The following is a 17,991-nucleotide window of genomic DNA, read 5'->3' as shown; positions in this document are numbered from 1 at the left end:
GGCCTTACTTGACCGCGCCGGCGGTCAGGCCGGCGACGAAGTAGCGCTGCAACGCCAGGAAGCCGGCCACCACCGGGACGCTGACCACCAGCGACGCGGCCATCACCTGGTTCCAGTAGACGTTGAACTGGGTGGAGTAGCCCTGCAGCCCGACGGCGAGGGTGCGGCTGCCCTCGTCGGTCATCACCGAGGCGAAGAGCACCTCGCCCCAGGCGGTCATGAAGGCGTACACGGCGACCGCGACGACGCCCGGCACCGCCGCGGGCAGGATCACCCGGAACAGCGTGCGCAGCGGGCCGGCGCCGTCGACCTGCGCCGCCTCGTCGAGGTCGCGGGGGATCGAGTCGAAGTAGCCGACCAGCATCCAGATCGAGAACGGCAGGGAGAACGTCAGGTAGGTGATGATCAGGCCGGTGCGGCTGGCGTACAGCTGCACGCCGGTGGCGTTGCCGAGGTTGACGTAGATGAGGAAGAGCGGCAGCAGGAAGAGGATGCCGGGGAACATCTGGGTGGAGAGCACGGTGACCGAGAACAGGCCGCGCCCCCGGAACCGGTACCGGCTGACCGCGTACGCCGCGAAGATCGCCACGGTGACCGAGAAGACCGCCGCCACCGTCGACACGACCAGGCTGTTGACCAGGTAGCGGCCGAGCGGCACGGTCGACCACATGTCCACGAAGGCCTGCGCGGTCGGCCGCCGGGGCCACCAGGTGAACGCGTTCTGCACGTCCTGCAACGGCTTGAGCGCCGAGCTGAGCATGACGTAGAGCGGGACGAGCACGAAGAGCGTGAGCAGGGTCAGCACGATCCGGCGGGCCCAGCGCTCGGCGGCGGTCTCACGCATCGTTCCTCCGGCGGTTGGTGATCAGCAGGTACCCGGCCGTGACCAGGAGCAGGAACAGCAGCAGCACCACGGACATCGCCGAGCCCGCGCCGAAGTCCCAGGTCTTGAAGGAGCTGCGGTAGATGTGCAGGGAGATCAGGTTCGCCTGCTCGGGCGCGGAGCCGCCGAAGAGCACGTACGGGGTGTTGAAGTCGTTGAAGGTCCAGAGGAAGAGCACCAGCAGCAGGACCAGGTTGACCGGGCGCAGCATCGGCAGCGTCACCGCGCGCAGCCGCCGCCAGAACCCGGCGCCGTCCATCGCGGCGGCCTCGTACAGCTCGCCCGGGATGTTCTGCAGGCCGGCCATCACGCACAGGAAGGCGAACGGCCAGGACCGCCAGATCGAGACGATCAGCAGCGCGCCGAAGCTGTTCTCCCCGATCAGCCAGAACGGCCGGTCGTCGAGCAGGTGCAGCTGGTCGACCAGCACGTGGTTGACCAGACCGGTGTCGCGCTGGAACAGGAAGCTCCAGGTGATCACGGCGGTGTAGACGGGCAGCGCGTACGGGGTCAGGAAGAGCGCGCGCAGCACGCCCCGGCCCCGGAAGGGGCGTTGCAGCAGCACGGCGGCGGTGGTGCCGAGCACCCAGGAGAGCCCCACCGAGGCCACCGTGTACGCGACGGTCACCCCGAACGAGCGGAGCAGCCCGGCCCCGACGGCCGAGTCCACGTCGAGCACGACCCGGTAGTTCTCCGTGCCCACGAAGGGCGCGGTGGACCAGTCGCGGATGTGGAACTGGGTCAGCTCCCGCAGACTCATCCACGCCCCGACCAGCATCGGGACCACGTGGATCGCCAGCTCCAGCACGACGGCCGGGGCGAGCAGGAGGTACGGCAGCAGGGGCCGGCGGCGGCCGGTCGACCGGCCCGCCGGGGCCGCCCGGCGGGCCGGTCGGTCGGGCGCGGCGACGTCCCGGGAGGTCGTGGTGGTGGCCATCGGGGTCCTCTCGCTGGGTGGCCGTGGGAGGGTCGGCGTCCCTCCCACGGCCACCGGTCCGGCGGGTCAGCGCATCTGCTGCTGGGCCCGGGTCAGCTTCTGCCGGACGCTCTCCTCGGTGACCGGCCTGCCGCTGGCGGCGTCGGCGAAGAGTTCCTTGATGGCGGTGCCGACGAGCGTCTCGAAGGTGCTCTCGTCGGGCACCTGCGGCAGCGGCGCGGCGGTGCCGGCGAGGGTCTGCTGGAGCACCTTCTGCTCCGGCGCGGCGAACGCCGGGTCACCGGCCACCGTGGTGACGGCCGGCAGGGAACCGTACGTCTTGTTCAGCGTCACCTGCTCGGCGTCGCTGGTCATGAACTTGACGAACTCCAGCGCGGCGTCGCGGTTTTTGGTGTGCTTGAACACCGCGAGGTTGATTCCGGCGACCATGCTGTTGACCTTCTTGCCGCCGGCCGGCGGTACGGCCGGGAACGGCACCGGCGCGACCCCGTACGCGTCGGGGGCCATGTTCTGCGACTTCAGGTTCGACCCGGCGGCCTGCCAGAGCAGCATCGCCGCCTTGCCGTTGGCGAAGTCGGAGACCGACTGGTTCTGCGCGTACTCGGCGTTGCTCGGGTTGACGATCCTGTCGACGGCCATCAGGTCGACGTACCGCTTGACGGCGGCGACGTTCTGCGCGGTGTCGAAGGTGGGCTTTCCGGCGGAGTCGAACCACTCGCCGCCGTACTGCTGGCTGAAGGTGAACGCGTGGTGGGCGTTCTCCGACGGGTTGGCCCCCTCGACCGCGAGGCCCCACCGGCCGCCGCCGGTCAGCTTCCGGCCGACCTCGGCCACCTGCTCCCAGGTGGTGGGCGCGCTGGTGACGCCGGCGTCGGCGAACGCCTTCTTGTTGTAGTAGAGGGCGTAGGCGAGGCTGTAGAGCGGCACCGCCGCGGGCGGCTTGCCGGGCGCGCCGGCGGCGGCGAGCGCTGCGGGCACGAACCGGTCCTTCCCGCCGACCTTGCCGAGGGTGGCGTCGTCGAACTCGACCAACGCGCCGGTGGCCTGCAGGGACGCCGACCAGGTGTTGCCGATGTTGACCACGTCCGGGCCCTGGCCGGAGGTGGCGGCGGTGAGCAGCCGGTTGAGCAGGTCCGACCAGGGCACCACCTCGACGTTGACCTTGATGCCGGTCTGCTGCTCGAACTTGTCCAGCTCCGGCTGGAGGGTCTGCTTGTCCGCCTCCAGGCTGGCGCCCTGGTTGCTGGCCCAGTAGGTGAGGGTCTTCGCGGCGGTGCCGGGGTCGCCGCCGGAGTCGCCGCAGGCGGTGAGCGTGGCGGCGGCCAGCACGGCCACCGCGAACATCCCGAGGTGTCGTCTCGACACGGTCAGCCCTTCCGTTGCAAGTGGTGGGGTCGCCGGCGCCCGTCGTGGCGCGGGGGGTGACGGGGCTCGGCGGACGGTGGGCGGGACGCGTCGGCGGGGCCGGCGTTCCCGGAGTTTCATTACGTCTTAATGAATGTGGTCATTAAAGTGGTTGGCCGGAGGGCCGTCAAGCACGGGGTCGTAGAGTCGCTCCGGGCGGCCGAGGGGATCGAGGTGGCGAGTGGAGCTGGCGCGCGCGACCAACCGGGGCGTCCGGCTGCGCAACCGGTCCGCCCTGCTGACGAAGCTCTTCCTCGACGGCCCCCTCACCCGGCAGGACCTGGTGCGCAGCACGGGGCTCAGCCAGCCGGCGGTCAGCAACGTGGTCGGTGACCTCATCGACGAGGGGCTGGTCGTGGAGGCCGGCGCCGCGGAGTCCGACGGCGGCCGGCCCAGCATGATGCTGCGGGTGGCCCCGCGCTTCGCCTTCGTGGTGGGGGTGGACGTGGGGGAGACCCGGGTCCGGGTGGAGCTCTTCGACTTCGCGATGACCCAGCTGGCCAGCGTCGCCTACCCGCTAGATCCGCGCCGGACCGAGCCGGCCGTGGTGGCCGGACACGTGCTGGCCGGCATCGAGGCGGTCACCGCCCGGGCCGGGGTGGCCGCCACCCAGGTGCTCGGCGTCGGCATCGGCGTCTCCGGCGTGGTCGAGCAGGGCCGCGAGGCGGTGGTGCACGCCCAGTCGCTCGGCTGGGACCGGGTGCCGCTGGAGCGGCTGATCGCGGCCGGCACGGACCTGCCGCTGCACATCGACAACGGGGCCAAGACGCTCGGCCAGGCGGAGATGTGGTTCGGCGCCGGCCGGGGCTCCCGGCACGCGGTCTTCGCGCTGGTCGGCTCCGGGATCGGCGCCGCCGTGGTGACCAACGGGGCCACCTACCGGGGCGCCTCCAGCAGCGCGGGGGAGTGGGGGCACACCACTCTGGTCTACGGCGGGCGCCCCTGCCGGTGCGGGGCCAGCGGCTGCCTGGAGGCGTACGTCGGGGCGGAGGCCGTCATCGACCGCTACCGGGAGGCCCGCGGCGGCCACCCGGTCCCGGGCGAGGACGAGGAGTCCCAGCTCGCCGCGCTCGTCGACGCGGCCGGGACCTCGGCCGCCGCCCGGCGCGTGCTGGACGAGACGGCCGGGTACCTCGGCGCCGGGGTGGCCAACCTGATCAACCTGTTCAACCCGGAGCGGGTCGTGCTCGGGGGCTGGGCCGGGATGGCGCTGGGCGACCTGCTGCCGGCGGTCCGGGAGGCCGCCGGCCGGCAGGCGCTGCGGCAGCCGTACGGGCAGGCGTCGATCGAGCTCTGCGTGCTGGGCGTCGACGCGGTGGCGCTCGGCGCGGCGACCCTGCCGATCGGTCGGCTGCTCGCGGCGGGCGGGGTCCGCTCGACAACCAACCGCCGGATAGTCGAGCAAATCGAACTTAGCGGATAAATAACAGCGTTATTTATCGATGCCTTGACGGCCGCGCAACCGCGCCGCAACACTCTGACGGGGAGCGCTCTCCCCGGCTGCGGCACCGATCCCCGGCGGCATCAACCCGGCGCCGCGGTCCTTCCGTCACCCCGTCACGCCCGAGGTCAGTCACCCCCTACCGACAGGCGAAGTCATGACATCTCGTGCTAAATCCGTACGCCCGGTGCCCCGGCGGCGACGCCCGGCCCGGCGACTGCTCGGCGCGCTCGCGCTGCTGCTGGTCGCGGCGCTCACCCCCGCCGGCGCGCCCCCGGCGCAGGCCGCGCCGACCCTGCTCTCCCAGGGTCGACCCGCGACCGCCTCGTCCACCGAGAACGCCGGCACCCCCGCGGCAGCCGCGGTCGACGGCAACCCCGGCACCCGCTGGGCCAGCGTCTTCAGTGACCCGCAGTGGATCCAGGTCGACCTCGGCACCCGGGCCACCCTCAGCCAGGTGACCCTGGCCTGGGAGGGCGCCTACGGCCGGGCCTTCCAGATCCAGACCTCCGACGACGGCGCGACCTGGACGACCGTGCACAGCACCACCGCCGGCACCGGCGGCACCCAGACGGTGAACGTCGCGGGCGCCGGTCGCTACGTGCGGATGTACGGCACCGCGCGCGGCACCGGCTACGGCTACTCCCTCTGGGAGTTCCAGGTCTACGGCGAGACCGGCGGCACCGCGCCGACCTGCGGCGAAACGAACGTCGCGCAGGGTCGCCCGGCCACGGCGTCGTCGGTGGAGAGCGCCGGCCTGCCGGCCTCGGCGGCGGTCGACGGCAACCCCGGCACCCGCTGGGCCAGCACCGCCGCCGACCCCCAGTGGCTGCGGGTCGACCTGGGCTCCGTCCGCTCCGTCTGCCGCGTGGTGCTGACCTGGGAGGCCGCCCACGCGCGGGCGTTCCAGGTGCAGACCTCGGCCGACGGCAGCTCCTGGACCACCGTGTACAGCACCGCCACCGGCACCGGCGGCACCCAGTCGCTCGCCGTCTCCGGCAGCGGCCGCTACCTGCGGGTGTACGGCACGGCACGGGCCACCACCCACGGCTACTCGCTCTGGGAGCTGGCCGTCAACGTGACCGGCGGCGACGTGACGCCGGTGGAGCCGACCGACCCGCGCAACCCGAACCTCGGGCCGAACACCTTCGTCTTCGACCCCTCCACCCCGACCGCCACCATCCAGAACCGGCTGAACACGATCTTCACGCAGCAGGAGCGCAACCAGTTCGGCCCCGAGCGCTACGCGGTGCTGTTCAAGCCCGGCACCTACACCGCCGACGTCAACCTCGGCTTCTTCACCCAGGTCGCGGGCCTCGGCATGAGCCCCGACGACGTGAACCTCAACGGGCACGTCCGGGTGGAGGCGTTCTGGATGGGCGGCAACGCCACGCAGAACTTCTGGCGGGCCGCCGAGAACCTCTCGGTGACCCTGCCGCCCGGCGTGAGCGTGGAACGCTGGGCGGTCTCGCAGGCCGCGCCGTACCGACGGATGCACCTGCGCGGCGCGCAGAACCAGATCCAGCTCTGGAACGGCGGCGACGGCTGGTCCAGCGGCGGGCTGATGGCCGACACCCGCATCGACGGCCTGGTCGTCTCCGGCTCGCAGCAGCAGTGGTACTCGCGCAACAGCGAGTTCGGCAACGGCTGGACCGGCTCGGTGTGGAACATGGTCTTCCAGGGTGTCACCGGGGCCCCGCCGCCGCACTTCCCCAACCCCTCGCACACCGTCATCCCGCAGACCCCCCAGGTGCGCGAGAAGCCCTTCCTCTACGTCGACGGCACCGGCGAGTACCGGGTCTTCGTGCCGGCGCTGCGCACGAACTCGACCGGCACCAGCTGGTACGGCAAGACCCCGGCCGGCTCCTCCATCTCGCTCAGCCAGTTCTACGTCGTCCGGCCGGGCACCAGCGCGGCCACCATCAACGCGGCGCTCGCCCAGGGCCGGCACCTGCTCTTCACCCCGGGCGTGCACCGGGTCACCGAGCCGATCCGGGTGGACCGCCCCGACACCGTGGTCCTCGGCCTCGGGCTGGCGACCATCCAGGCCGACAACGGCACCGTGGCGATGCGGGTCGCCGACGTGGACGGCGTGAAGGTGGCCGGCATCATGTTCGAGGCCGGTCAGGTCAACTCGCCGGTGCTGATGGAGGTCGGCCCGACCGGCTCGGCGGCGAACCACGCGGCCAACCCGACCTCGCTGCACGACGTCTTCTTCCGCATCGGCGGGCCGGGCGTCGGCCGGGCGACCAACACGCTGACCGTCAACAGCGACAACGTGATCGGTGACCACATGTGGCTCTGGCGCGCCGACCACGGCGACGGGGTCGGCTGGGCGGTGAACACCGCCGACACCGGTCTCACGGTCAACGGCGACGACGTGACCATGTACGGCCTCTTCGTCGAGCATTACCAGCGGTACCAGACGGTCTGGAACGGAAACGGGGGCCGCACGTACTTCTACCAGAACGAGATGCCCTACGACCCGCCGAACCAGGCCGCCTGGATGAACGGGGCGACCCGCGGCTATGCGGCGTACAAGGTGGCCGACGGGGTGACCAGTCACCAGGCGTGGGGGATGGGCAGCTACTGCTACTTCAACGTCGACCCGTCCGTCGTCGCCGAGCGGGCCATCGAGGCGCCGACCAACCCGAACGTCCGGTTCACCAACATGGTCACCGTCTCCCTCGGCGGCGTGGGCACCATCAACCGGGTGGTCAACGGCACCGGCGGCACCGCGAACGCGGCCAACCAGCAGGTGTACCTGACGAACTATCCCTGATCCGTACCGGACACGGGCCCGGCCGGGATCTCCCGGCCGGGCCCGGCGGATGTTCCGCGTCACTACGCGCAATAAAAGATTGCAGATGCTGCAAGATCGCTTGTAGGGTCCCCGGGTGACCCCCACCGCGACCGGACCGGGCCCCGGGCGCCGCGACCGCAAGAAGCGCCAGACCCGGGCCGCGCTCACCGAGGCGGCCCTGCGCCTGGTGGCCGAGCGCGGCCTGGCCCAGGTGACGGTGGAGGAGATCAGCGAGGCGGTCGACGTCTCCCCGCGTACCTTCTTCAACTACTTCAGCTGCAAGGACGACGCGCTCGTCGGCGACCAGGCGGGCCACGCGGCGCGCCTGGTCGCCCGACTGGCCGCCGTGCCGCCCGAGGTGCCGGTGCTGGCCGCGCTGCGCACCGCGTTCGACGAGGTGATCGACGAGATCCGCGCCGAGCCCGAGCTGTGGTGCCTGCGGATGGACGTGGTGACGCGCAACCCCGCGCTGCTGCCCCGCCTGCTGGCGGGCAACACCGAGGCGGAGCGGGCCATCGTCGAGGTCGTCGCGGCGCGGGTCGGCGTCGATCCCGGCCACGCCTACCCGGCGCTGGTCACCGCCGTGACGGGCGCGGTGCTGCGCAACGCGATGACCCGGTGGGCCGCCCATCCGGACCGGCCGGACCTGCCCGACCTCGTCGACGAGGCGTTCGCCGCCATCGCCGCGGGGCTGCCCGAACCGGACCGGCCCTGACCCGCAGACCCTTCCGGGAAGGTGCCCGGAAGGCCGAGAAATCCGTACCCGGTAAGGAAGGTCAATGACCGCCACCGTGCCCGCCAAGACCTCAGAGGTCGGCGCCGGCCGCATGTCCCGCCGCGAGGTGCTCCAGGCACTCTCCGGCCTGATGGTCGGCATGTTCGTGTCGATCCTCGCCTCCACGGTCGTGGCGAACGCGCTGCCGCGCATCATCGCCGACCTGGACGGCACCCAGACCGTCTACACGTGGATCGTCACCACCGAACTGCTGGCCATGACGGCGACCGTGCCGCTGTGGGGCAAGATGGCCGACCTCTACAGCAAGAAGCTGCTGATCCAGCTCTCCCTCGGCCTCTTCGTGGCCGGCTCGCTCATCGCCGGGCTCACCCCGAACGTCGAGGTGCTGCTGGTCAGCCGGGTCGTGCAGGGCATCGGCGCGGGCGGCATGACGGCCCTGGCCACCATCGTGATGGCGGCCATGATCCCGCCCCGCGAGCTGGGCCGCTACGCCGGCATCTTCGGCGCCGTCTTCGGCGTCGGCACGATCGCCGGCCCGCTGATCGGTGGCGTGCTGGTGGACACCTCGTGGCTGGGCTGGCGGTGGTGCTTCCTGATCGGCGTCCCGTTCAGCCTGCTCTCCATCGTCCTGCTCCAGCGCACCCTGCACCTGCCGGTGACCCGCCGCAAGGTGCGCATCGACTGGCTGGGCGCGCTGCTCATCACCTCCGGCGTCTGCACCCTGCTGATCTGGTCGTCGCTGGCCGGCAACAAGTTCGCCTGGGCGTCGGGCTGGACGGCGCTGATGGTCGGTGGCGGCCTCGTCCTGCTGGCGCTGGCCGTCTGGGTCGAGTCCCGCGCGGAGGAGCCGATCGTGCCGCTGCGCATCTTCCGCAACCGGACGGTCTCGCTGACCACCGTCGCCAGCGTGCTGGTCGGCGTGGCCATGTTCGGCGGCACCGTGTTCCTGTCCCAGTACTTCCAGATCTCGCTGGGCAAGTCGCCGACGATGGCCGGCATGATGAGCCTGCCGATGATTTTCGGCCTGCTGGTCTCGTCGACCGTCGCCGGTCAGCTGATCACGAAGTACGGCCGCTGGAAGCGCTACCTGGTCGCCGGCGCGGTGGTGATGACGGCGGGCATGCTGCTGCTGGCCACCATCGACGCGAGCACCAGCATGCTGCTGCTCGGGATCTACATGGCGGTGCTGGGTGTCGGCGTCGGCATGCTGATGCAGAACCTGGTGCTGGCCGCGCAGAACGACGTGCCCGCGCAGGAACTCGGCGCCGCCACCTCCACCCTCACCTTCTTCCGCAGCATGGGCGGGACGATCGGCGTCAGCGCGCTCGGCGCCGTGCTGGCCAACCGGGTGGCGACGCTGAGCGCCGAGAAGCTCGGCCCGCTGGCCGGCGGGGCGACCGGCGGGGGCTCCACGGAGGTGCCCGACCTCTCCGCCCTGCCCGAGCCGGTGCTCCGGGTGATCCAGGAGGTCTACGGCACCGCCACCGCGGAGCTCTTCCTCATCGGCGCGCCGATCGCGCTGCTGGCCGTGGTCGTGGTGCTGTTCATCCGGGAGAAGCCGCTGCACACCCTGAGCGGCACCGAGCGGCTCGCCCGCGAGGAGGCGGCCGCCGCCGTGCCCGGCGCGCACTGAACGAACCCGTTCGAGAGGGCGGCCCGGTCTTCTGCCGGGCCGCCCTCTCGTGTGCCGGTGGCCGTCCGCACGGGTGCCCCCGAGGGCCGGACCGCCTCCCTGTGGCATCGACGTCGTTGATTGACAGCTGATGAACGGCGCGTTACGGTCGCTCGGGAAAGCGCTTTCCAGCATCGCATCGCCCCCACCACCCCAGGAGGTCAGTCATGGAAAGGCCGGACCCCCCACGTCCGTCGCACCGGAAGAGGTGGCCCCTCGTCGGCGGCGCGGTCGCCGTGATCACCGCCGCCAGCCTCGTCCTCTCGCCGGCGGCCGGCGCCGCCACCGCCTTCTCCGCCGACTTCGAGGACGGCGGCATCGCGGGCTGGTCCAAGTCGGGCGGCAGCTGGTCGGTGGTGACCGACGGATCCCAGGTGGCGCGGCAGTCCAGCGCCTCCAGCGAGAACGCCCGGCTCTTCAACGGCCCGATTACCCTCGCCGACTACACCGTCCAGGCCCGGGTCAAGCCGGTGAGCCTGGGCGCCAACGGCTTCGTCGGGCTGCTCGCCCGCGCCTCCGGGTCCACCACCTTCCACCGGCTGGCCCTGCTGCCGGGCCGGGTCGAGCTGCAGGCGGTCAACGGCAGCTCCGTGACCGTGTTGGGCAGCTCGGCCCGCGCCATCGGCAACGGCACCTGGTACCAACTGTCGATCACCGCCAGCGGCTCCGTGGTCAGCGCGTCGGTCGACGGCACGCAGTTCGCCTCCCGGTCGACCTCGGGGCCCGCCGCCGGCCGCGTCGGCCTGCAGACCGCGTACTCCTCGGCGTCCTTCGACGACGTGGTGGTGACCACCGGGGGGACCCCGCCGCCGACGACCGCGCCACCCACCACCGCAGCACCCACCCCCGCGCCACCCACCACCGCACCCCCCACCACCGCGCCGCCGACGACGCCGCCGCCCAGCACGCCTCCGCCGACCACGCCCCCGCCGGGCGGCAGCGCGCCCGGCCTACAGGGCTTCGCCACCATGGCCGGCCACGGCCGGACCGGCACGAACGGCGGGGCGGGCGGCCCGACGGTGACCGTCGGCACCTACGCGCAACTGGCCGCCGCCGTCGCCGACGACGCCCCGCGCATCGTCCGTGTCTCCGGCACGATCACCGGAGCCGGTGCGGCCATGCTGGACGTCGGCTCCAACAAGACGATCATCGGGGTCGGCTCCACCGCCACGATCAGCGGCTTCGGCCTGGACGTCAACGGCTGGGGCCCGGACGAGGTGGCCTGGGGCGGGGACCTCTGCGACCCGGCCGAGCGGGGGCTCTTCACCCACGTCCAGAACGTGATCATCCGTAACCTCACGTTCCGCGCCGCACCGGACGACTCGATCAACGTGCAGTGCTACTCGCACCACGTGTGGATCGACCACAACACCTTCCACCCCTCGGCGGACGGCTCGGTGGACGTCAAGCGGGGCTCCGACCTGGTCACCGTGTCGTACAACCGGTTCGTCGGCACCGACAAGTCGATGCTGCTGGGCCACAGCGACAGCAACGGCGCCCAGGACACCGGCTACCTGCGCGCGACCTACCACCACAACTGGTTCGACGGCTCCAACACCCGCCACCCCCGGGTGCGGTTCGGCTACGCCCACCTGTTCGGCAACTTCGTGGAGGTCGACGACTACTTCATCGGCCTCGGCGTCGGCGGCCAGGTCTACGCCGAGACCAACCACGTGAAGAGCGCCAAGACGATCACCGAGGACTACGGCGACACCCGGCTGACCTGGACGGGCACGAACTTCTACGACAGGGCCACCATCACCCGGGCGAACGACTCCGGCAAGACCATGGACGACTGGCTGCGCATCGACAACACCGTCGCCCGGCCCACGTACGCGTACACGGCCGGCTCCGCCTCGGCCACCCCGCCCGCCGCCGGCGCCGGGACGGGCGGCGCGGAGCAGCTTCCGTGACGCTGTCGCCGGCCGGCGCGGGCGCCCCGGACTGAACCGGCCGGCGGCGGGGGCGAGCAGGCGCCTCCCGCCCCCGCCGCCGGCCCGGTCGGGTGCCCCCGGCTTCCCGGCTCAGTCGCGGTGCCGCCCGGGCGGGCTCCGGTCGGGTCGAGGCCCCGGCGTGGGGAGCGCCACCGGGCGCCGTCGCGGCGCGGCGAGCGGCACCTGTCGCCGCCCCGGCGCGGTGCCCCCCGCCGGCGGGTGTGCCGGCGGCCAGGCCGCCGGGATGCGTTCCAGCACCCCACCGGCGAAGACGTCGCGCAGGCCGAGCGGCTTGAGGTGGACGTACCCGATGTGGCAGTCGCAGACCGCGTTGCGGCAGCGACGCGGCCGCAGGGCCGAGCGCCAGGAGCCGTCGTAGAGGTTGCCGATCGGCTCGTCGACGAAGTGGCAGCGGCGTACCGTGCCGTCGCCGAGCACCGAGATCGCCGTCTCTCCCGCGTGGCACGGGCGGTCGAGCGAGACGTGCGGGCGGACGCTGTAGCCGAAGAGCGGATCCAGCTCCGTCCAGGTCGCCTCCTCGTCGGCGTCGTAGCGCCGGCCCTCGGCGGCGTTCACCCAGAGGTAGACCTCGGCGGGCAGGGCGGCGCGCAGCGCCCGCGCCTCGGCGAGGTGCTCCGGCAGGCCGACGACCCCGACCGAGTAGCGGACGCCCAGCTCGGTCAGCCGGGCGCAGCGGCGCAGGAAGCGGTCCCGCTCGACCTGACCGGGGTGGTAGGTGGCCCAGAGGGCGGCGGCGCGCGGGTCGGCGTCGGCCAGCCACTCCACCCGCGCGGCGAGGTTGGTCTGGATGACCACCCGCTCGACGTGCGGCAGGTGCGACAGCGACACCATCGCGTCGCGGTACCAGCTGCGGGTCAGTCCCTCGCCCCACGGGGTGAACAGCACCGACAGCCGCACGTCACCGGTGGCCGCCACCCAGCCGGCGAACCGCTCCAGCGCCGCCCGGTCGGCGCGCAGCAGCTCCGGCGGGTCGTGCCGCTTGGCGAACGGGCAGTACGGGCAGTCGTAGTTGCAGCTCGCCAGCGGCCCCCGGTAGAGGATCGCCAGGTTCACCTCGGCACGTACCCGGTCATCGCGTCGCGCACCCGGGCCGAGGTCAGCCACGGGCCGATCGCGTCGGAGCGGGCCAGCCCGGCCGGGGTCAGCCGCAGGCCGCCGTCGTCGGCCCAGCCCCGCTCGGCCAGCCGCCCCAGCTCCGGGAAGTCGTCCGCGGGGGACGCGCCGAACCGGGCCCGGTAGGCCGTGGCGTCGACTCCCTCGACCCGCAGCAGCGACTTGAGCAGCCAGCGGCGGCGCTGCTCGGCGCCGTCGAGGGGGAAGCCGAACTCCGCGTACCGGAAGTCGTCGGCCGGGCGGGCCAGGTAGTCGTCGAGCACCGCGCGCACCTGCGACACGCCGACCGCGTAGTCGAACGAGTAGTGCAGGGAGGTGGTGTAGGAGCGCGCGCCGCAGCCCAGGCCCACCATGCCGTCGTCCTGGCAGCAGTAGTCCGGCCCGTCGGGGGTGGGCGCGTCGGCGCGGCGGAACTGGCGCATCGACTCCTGCCGGTAGCCGGCCGCACCCAGCGTCGCCACGGCCTGCTCGTAGAGGGCGAGCCGCTGCGCGTCCCAGTCGGCCCGGCCGTGCGCCCGCCGCCCGAGCCCGGTCAGCGGGCGCACGTAGAGCGGGTAGAGGTAGAGCTCCTCCGGGCGCCACGCCAGGGCCGCGTCGAGGCTCCGCCGCCAGGTGTCGGCGCTCTGCCCGTCGATGCCGTAGATCAGGTCGATGTTGAGCACGGGGATCCGGGCGTCGCGGATCGCGGCCAGGGCCGCCTCCACCTCCGTGCGGCGCTGCGGGCGGCCGGCGGCGCGGGCCTCGGCGTCGAGGAAGCTCTGCACGCCGATGCTCACCCGGGTGGTGCCGTGCGCGGCGAGCACCGCGAGCCGGTCCGGCGTCGCGGTGGCCGGCGAGGTCTCCACCGACAGCGGTACGCCGGGCAGCCGGGCCCCCATCGACGTGGCGACGGCGAAGAGCTCCGTCAGCTCGTCGGCGGTGAGGTAGGTGGGGGTGCCGCCGCCGAGCGCCGCGCGGGCGTACCCGGCGTCGTCGCCCAGCGCGTCGGCGACCCGCCCGGCCTGCCGGCGCAGCTGCCGCAGGTACGCCGTCACCTGCTCGGCGGGCGCGTTGGCGCGGGTGAACAGGTTGCAGAAGCCGCAGCGCATCTCGCAGAACGGCACGTGCACGTAGAGGAAGAGCGCCTCGCGCGCCTCGGCCCGCCACACGTCCGCCAGCGCCGGGCGGGGCCGCAGCGGCCGGTAGGAGGTCTTGTGCGGGTACGCGTAGAGGTACTGCTGGTAGGGCGAGCCGTCGAGGCCCGTGTCGGTGCTGGTCACCATTCTCCCGGTCGCAGGGTGAAGTGGGCGTACGGGACGGTCCACACCACGTCGTGGCCGATGCGGTGGCCGGTGTGGCCGTCCTCGCCGTAGGCGGTGCCGTGGTCGGAACAGACAATCGCGAAGACCGGCCGCCCCCGGCCGGTGAGCAGGGCGAACAGTCGGTCGATCCGGCCGTCGACGTACTCCAGGGCGGCGGCGTGGCTGGCCAGGTCGTCGGCCTGCGCGCCGGGCAGGTGGTGCCGGTTGGGCTGGTGCAGGGCGGCGACGTTGAGGAACGTGAACAGCGGACGCTCCGCCGGCACCCGGGGCAGCACCTCGGCCAGCCGGTCGAGCTGGGCGTCCAGGCAGGTGGGGGAGGTGACCCCGAACTCCGGCTCCCAGTGCGCCTCGGCGAAGAGGCCCGGCAGCACCGCCCCGAGCGGGCTGCGTCGGTTGAAGAAGCCGACCCCGCCCAGGCAGAGGGTGTGGTAGCCGACGCTGGCGAGGGCCGTGGGCAGGTCCGGGGCGTCGAAGACCCAGGTGTCGGCGCCCGAGGTCTCGCTGCCGGGGAACGCCGCCGCGTACAGCCGCTCGTGCCGGCCGGGGGTGACCGGGGTGGGCAGGAAACCGGCGAAGAACGCGTGGTGCGCGGCGTAGGTGAAGCTGGCGGGGGAGTGCCGGCGTTCCCACCGGCCCCCGGGCAGCGCCCGCGCCAGGTGCGGCGTGCGCCCCCGCGCGACCAGGTCGGCGGCGACGTCGTGGCGCAGCGTGTCGAGGGTGAGCAGGAGCAGGTCGTGGCTGCCGATCAGGCTCCGCACGCGAGCACCTCCCGCCCGGCCGCGTCCCCGCGCGTCGGGGTCTGCCCCGTCGCGTCGTCGCCCGTCGGTGTCTGCCCGGCCGCCGCCCGCCAGCGGTGCCACCGGCCGTCGGTCAGGGCGCGCACCTGCTCGGCGTAGCTGTCCCGGCCGTCGGCGAGCACCCCCGGCAGCAGGTCGCCGAAGGCGTTGACCTCGGCCACCGCGTGCCGTCGCCAGCCGACGAGGAACATCAGGTCGATCCCGACGTGGAGGGTGCGGGGGAAGCACCCGGCGACCCGCTCGCAGGTCTCCATCGCCGCCGCCCAGGCCGCCGGTCCGGCCGCCGCGCGCACCTCGGCGAGGTCGCCGCGCGCGTTGCCCAGGTGCAGGTTGGTCAGCGGCCCCCGGGCGGCGCGCACCACGGCGTGGGTCGGCCGCCCGGCCACCGCCACCACCCGGAGGTCGACCACCCGGTCGCCGAGGCCCGCCTTGGGCAGCCACCGTTCCACGTGCAGGCCCTCCCCGGCGATCCGGTCGACGATCGCGGCGACCTCGGCCTCGTCGGTGTAGCGGCGGGGGCGCAGCGAGTTGAACAGCGCGTCCGGGGTGGCCTCGATCGTGGTCACGGCCTGCACCCGCCGCCCGGCCACCGCGAGCGCGACGACCCCGGCGGCGGACGAGCCGTGCGCGGGCTTGACGAAGACGCGGCTCCAGCCGGCCGCCGCCATCGCCGCCCGCAGCTCCTCCCACCCGCGCACGGCCGGCAGCGCGGCCGGCACCGGCACCCCGGCGGCGGTCAGCCGCGCGTGGCAGCGCCGCTTGTCGCAGAGCACCGCGACGTCCCCGGGGTCGTTGAGCAGCTCCGCGCCGCCGGCGGCGACCCGGTCCAGGCCCCGCAGCAGCCCGGCGTACGTGTCGGCCAGGCCGACCAGCTCGCCGTGGCGGGCCGGGACGGCGGACCGGCGCAGCAGCCGGTCCACCTCCACGTCCTCCCCGGGCGAGTCGACCCGGACCAGCGCCCCGGCCCCCGGTGGCGCCGCCCCGGTCAGCACGTCGAGCCACGGCAGCACGGCGGGCCTGGGCAGGCCGGCGTCGACGACCGCCCGGGTGAAGAGGTCGACCCGACGGTTGCCGGGGTTGCCGACGACGGTCAGGCGCATGTCACTCCGACACCGCCGTGTAGCGGTAGCTCTCGCCGTCGTACTCGTCGGGCTCCTGCGGGTCGGAGACGTCCACCCGGACGCCCGGCAGCGCGGCGACCAGCGCCGCGGCCGTCTCCTCCGCCAGGTAGTGGTGGGACAGGTCCAGCTCCGCCAGGTGGGTCAGCGGCTGCCCGGCCAGGAGGGCCGCCGCGCCCTCGTCGCCGAGCGTGCCCATCGACAGGTCCAGGCGTTCCAGCCGGGGCACCACCGGCGCCGACGCCAGCGCCGCGGCGAGGTCGTCGGCGATCTGCGAGTTGCACAGCCCGAGCCGGCGCAGCCCGGGGAACCGCTCCCCCGCCAGCAGCGGGGCGAGGTCGGCCACCTGCGTGTCGCCGCCGTAGTCGGGGGTGCCGAGCCACAGCTCCAGGTCGGTCAGCGCGGGCAGGTCGGAGTCGAGCACCGCGCCGACGAACGCCCGGGGCAGCCCGCCGCTCTCCACCGCCAGCTCCCGCAGCCGCGCGTGCCGCACGGGGGAGAAGGCGAAGTCCTCGCCGCCGCGTACCCGCAGCACCTCCAGCTGCGGGTACGCCGTCAGCAGCGGGCTGACGTCGCCCACCTTCATCCAGGAGACCTCGCACTCCTCGACAGTCATGTCACCGAGGAACAGGGCACGCAGGGCGGGCAGGCGCGACGCCGCCGCGCAGAGCTGCGCGACCGGGGCGGTGTGGAACGCCGCGTAGCCCCAGGAGCCGATGACCAGGGACTCCACGGACGGCCCGGCCTGCGCGACGAACCGGTCGAACGCGACGCGGAACTCCTCCGAGAGCTTGTACTCGGTGGTCTCGTTGAAGTGCCAGAGGGCGAACCGCCACGAGACCGGACCGTCCACCGTGGGCAGCGGCCCGTCGACGGGGACGTCCACCACCGGGCGGCCGGCGAAGTGCTGCGCGTGGGAACCGAAGGTCAACGCCACTCACTCCCCGACGGCGGTGTAGCGGTAGAGCTTGCCGTCGTACTCCTCGGCGGTCTGCGGGTCCGCCAGGTCGACCTGCACGCCCGGCAGCGCGGCGACCACGGCGGCGGCCATCTCCTCCGAGAGGAAGTGGTGGTGCAGGTCGAGCCGCGTCAGGTGGGTCAGCGGCTGGCCGGCCAGCAGCGCCTTCGCGCCCTCGTCGGTCAGCGTGCCCCTCGACAGGTCGAGCGCCTCCAGCCGGGGGACGACCGGCGCGTCGGCGACGGCCGCCGCCACCGCGTCGGCGATCTCGGCGTTGCCCAAAGCGAGGTACCGCAGCGCCGGCAGGCCGGCACCGGAGAGCACTCCGGCCAGGTCCTCGACGCCCGCGTCGCCGCCGTAGTCGCGCCTGCCGAGCCAGAGGTCCAGCCGGTGCAGGGCCGGCAGCTCACACGCGCCGACGGCGCGGACCAACACGGCGGGCAGCCCGCCGGACTCGAAGCGCAGCTCGCGCAGCCCGGCGTGCCGGATCGGCTCCAGCCGCAGGCCCTGCGCGCCGCGCACCCAGAGCACCCCCAGCGACGGGTACGCCGCCAGCAGCCCGGTGATGTCGCCGTGCGTCAGCCAGGAGATCTCGCACTGCTCGTACGTCAGGTCGGCGAGGAAGACCGCCCGCAGCCCGGTCCACTCCCCGGCGGCCTCGACCAGCGTCCCGACGGGCAGCGGCCGCTCGTACGCCTCGCCCCACTCGCCGATCACCAGGGCGCGCACCGCGTCGGCGGGCACCTGCTCGCGCATCGCCGCCACCAGGGCGGCGAACTCCTCCGGATCCGCGTCGTGCTCCTCGACCTCCAGCCGCCAGGCGACCGCCGAGGGGTCGTCGGGGAGTGTCATTCCCGGGGTGAAGGTCACTAC

General features: G+C 73.4%; 14 protein-coding genes. 5 read left to right on the top strand and 9 right to left on the bottom strand.

The features are described from left to right. Positions 1–4: 4 nt before the first annotated feature. The 3 genes from V6V16_RS20460 to V6V16_RS20450 all read right to left on the bottom strand — a co-directional run bounded on the left by V6V16_RS20460 (position 5) and on the right by V6V16_RS20450 (position 3,185). Complete coding sequence (locus V6V16_RS20460; protein ID WP_334564381.1) at positions 5–844, bottom strand: carbohydrate ABC transporter permease; 840 nt, start codon at positions 842–844, stop codon at positions 5–7. Then, a complete protein-coding gene (locus tag V6V16_RS20455) occupies positions 837–1,820 on the bottom strand; it encodes a carbohydrate ABC transporter permease (RefSeq protein ID WP_334564379.1) in 984 nt (327 codons plus the stop codon). The genes V6V16_RS20460 and V6V16_RS20455 overlap by 8 nt, the downstream gene beginning before the upstream one ends. Positions 1,821–1,886: 66 nt before the next feature. After that, positions 1,887–3,185, bottom strand: a complete 1,299-nt coding sequence (locus tag V6V16_RS20450; protein ID WP_334564377.1) for an ABC transporter substrate-binding protein — start codon at positions 3,183–3,185, stop codon at positions 1,887–1,889. 220 nt (positions 3,186–3,405) lie between these two features. On the opposite strand from V6V16_RS20450, the gene V6V16_RS20445 reads away from it, so the two are divergent. The 5 genes from V6V16_RS20445 to V6V16_RS20425 all read left to right on the top strand — a co-directional run bounded on the left by V6V16_RS20445 (position 3,406) and on the right by V6V16_RS20425 (position 11,789). After that, positions 3,406–4,647 carry an ROK family transcriptional regulator gene (locus V6V16_RS20445; RefSeq protein ID WP_334564375.1) on the top strand — a complete coding sequence of 414 codons (1,242 nt, stop codon included), beginning with the start codon at positions 3,406–3,408 and terminating at the stop codon, positions 4,645–4,647. A 175-nt stretch (positions 4,648–4,822) separates the two neighbouring features. Beyond that, entirely contained in the window at positions 4,823–7,447 is a 2,625-nt protein-coding gene (locus V6V16_RS20440; protein WP_334564373.1) for a discoidin domain-containing protein, read from the top strand. A gap of 115 nt (positions 7,448–7,562) precedes the next feature. Further along, complete coding sequence (locus tag V6V16_RS20435; protein ID WP_334564371.1) at positions 7,563–8,183, top strand: acyl-CoA-like ligand-binding transcription factor; 621 nt, start codon at positions 7,563–7,565, stop codon at positions 8,181–8,183. A gap of 64 nt (positions 8,184–8,247) precedes the next feature. Continuing rightward, positions 8,248–9,837 carry an MDR family MFS transporter gene (locus tag V6V16_RS20430; protein WP_334564369.1) on the top strand — a complete coding sequence of 530 codons (1,590 nt, stop codon included), beginning with the start codon at positions 8,248–8,250 and terminating at the stop codon, positions 9,835–9,837. Positions 9,838–10,043: 206 nt separating this feature from the next. Further along, positions 10,044–11,789 (top strand): pectate lyase family protein, encoded by a 1,746-nt coding sequence (locus tag V6V16_RS20425; RefSeq protein ID WP_334564367.1) that lies wholly within the window; start codon positions 10,044–10,046, stop codon positions 11,787–11,789. Between the two features lie 111 nt (positions 11,790–11,900). Here the strand turns inward: V6V16_RS20425 and V6V16_RS20420 are convergent, their stop codons facing one another. From V6V16_RS20420 to V6V16_RS20395, 6 genes are read right to left on the bottom strand one after another with little or no spacing between them, the layout of a single operon-like run. Next, positions 11,901–12,884 carry an STM4011 family radical SAM protein gene (locus tag V6V16_RS20420; RefSeq protein WP_334564364.1) on the bottom strand — a complete coding sequence of 328 codons (984 nt, stop codon included), beginning with the start codon at positions 12,882–12,884 and terminating at the stop codon, positions 11,901–11,903. After that, positions 12,881–14,203 (bottom strand): STM4012 family radical SAM protein, encoded by a 1,323-nt coding sequence (locus V6V16_RS20415; protein WP_334564362.1) that lies wholly within the window; start codon positions 14,201–14,203, stop codon positions 12,881–12,883. The genes V6V16_RS20420 and V6V16_RS20415 overlap by 4 nt, the downstream gene beginning before the upstream one ends. Beyond that, on the bottom strand, positions 14,200–15,003 hold the full coding sequence (locus tag V6V16_RS20410) for an STM4013/SEN3800 family hydrolase (RefSeq protein ID WP_334564360.1): 804 nt from the start codon (positions 15,001–15,003) through the stop codon (positions 14,200–14,202). Before V6V16_RS20410 ends, V6V16_RS20415 begins: the two co-directional genes overlap by 4 nt. Continuing rightward, positions 14,991–16,142, bottom strand: coding sequence for an STM4014 family protein (locus V6V16_RS20405; RefSeq protein ID WP_334564358.1), 1,152 nt, complete (start codon positions 16,140–16,142; stop codon positions 14,991–14,993). The genes V6V16_RS20410 and V6V16_RS20405 overlap by 13 nt, the downstream gene beginning before the upstream one ends. A 1-nt stretch (position 16,143) precedes the next feature. After that, entirely contained in the window at positions 16,144–17,097 is a 954-nt protein-coding gene (locus tag V6V16_RS20400) for an STM4015 family protein (RefSeq protein ID WP_334564356.1), read from the bottom strand. Then, positions 17,098–17,970, bottom strand: coding sequence for an STM4015 family protein (locus tag V6V16_RS20395; RefSeq protein WP_334564354.1), 873 nt, complete (start codon positions 17,968–17,970; stop codon positions 17,098–17,100). Positions 17,971–17,991 lie beyond the last annotated feature (21 nt).

It is taken from the genome of Micromonospora sp. CPCC 205561 (assembly GCF_036906775.1).
Taxonomy (GTDB): domain Bacteria; phylum Actinomycetota; class Actinomycetes; order Mycobacteriales; family Micromonosporaceae; genus Micromonospora.
The sequence above is the reverse complement of the archived record's forward strand: the minus strand, read 5'-3'. Positions and strand labels throughout refer to the sequence as shown.

Coding starts and splice junctions, on each gene's coding strand:
- V6V16_RS20405 (WP_334564358.1), bottom strand. CDS start 16,142: ATGCGCCTGACCGTCGTCGGCAACCCCGGCAACCGTCGGGTCGACCTC.
- V6V16_RS20460 (WP_334564381.1), bottom strand. CDS start 844: ATGCGTGAGACCGCCGCCGAGCGCTGGGCCCGCCGGATCGTGCTGACC.
- V6V16_RS20430 (WP_334564369.1), top strand. CDS start 8,248: ATGACCGCCACCGTGCCCGCCAAGACCTCAGAGGTCGGCGCCGGCCGC.
- V6V16_RS20455 (WP_334564379.1), bottom strand. CDS start 1,820: ATGGCCACCACCACGACCTCCCGGGACGTCGCCGCGCCCGACCGACCG.
- V6V16_RS20395 (WP_334564354.1), bottom strand. CDS start 17,970: ATGACACTCCCCGACGACCCCTCGGCGGTCGCCTGGCGGCTGGAGGTC.
- V6V16_RS20425 (WP_334564367.1), top strand. CDS start 10,044: ATGGAAAGGCCGGACCCCCCACGTCCGTCGCACCGGAAGAGGTGGCCC.
- V6V16_RS20440 (WP_334564373.1), top strand. CDS start 4,823: ATGACATCTCGTGCTAAATCCGTACGCCCGGTGCCCCGGCGGCGACGC.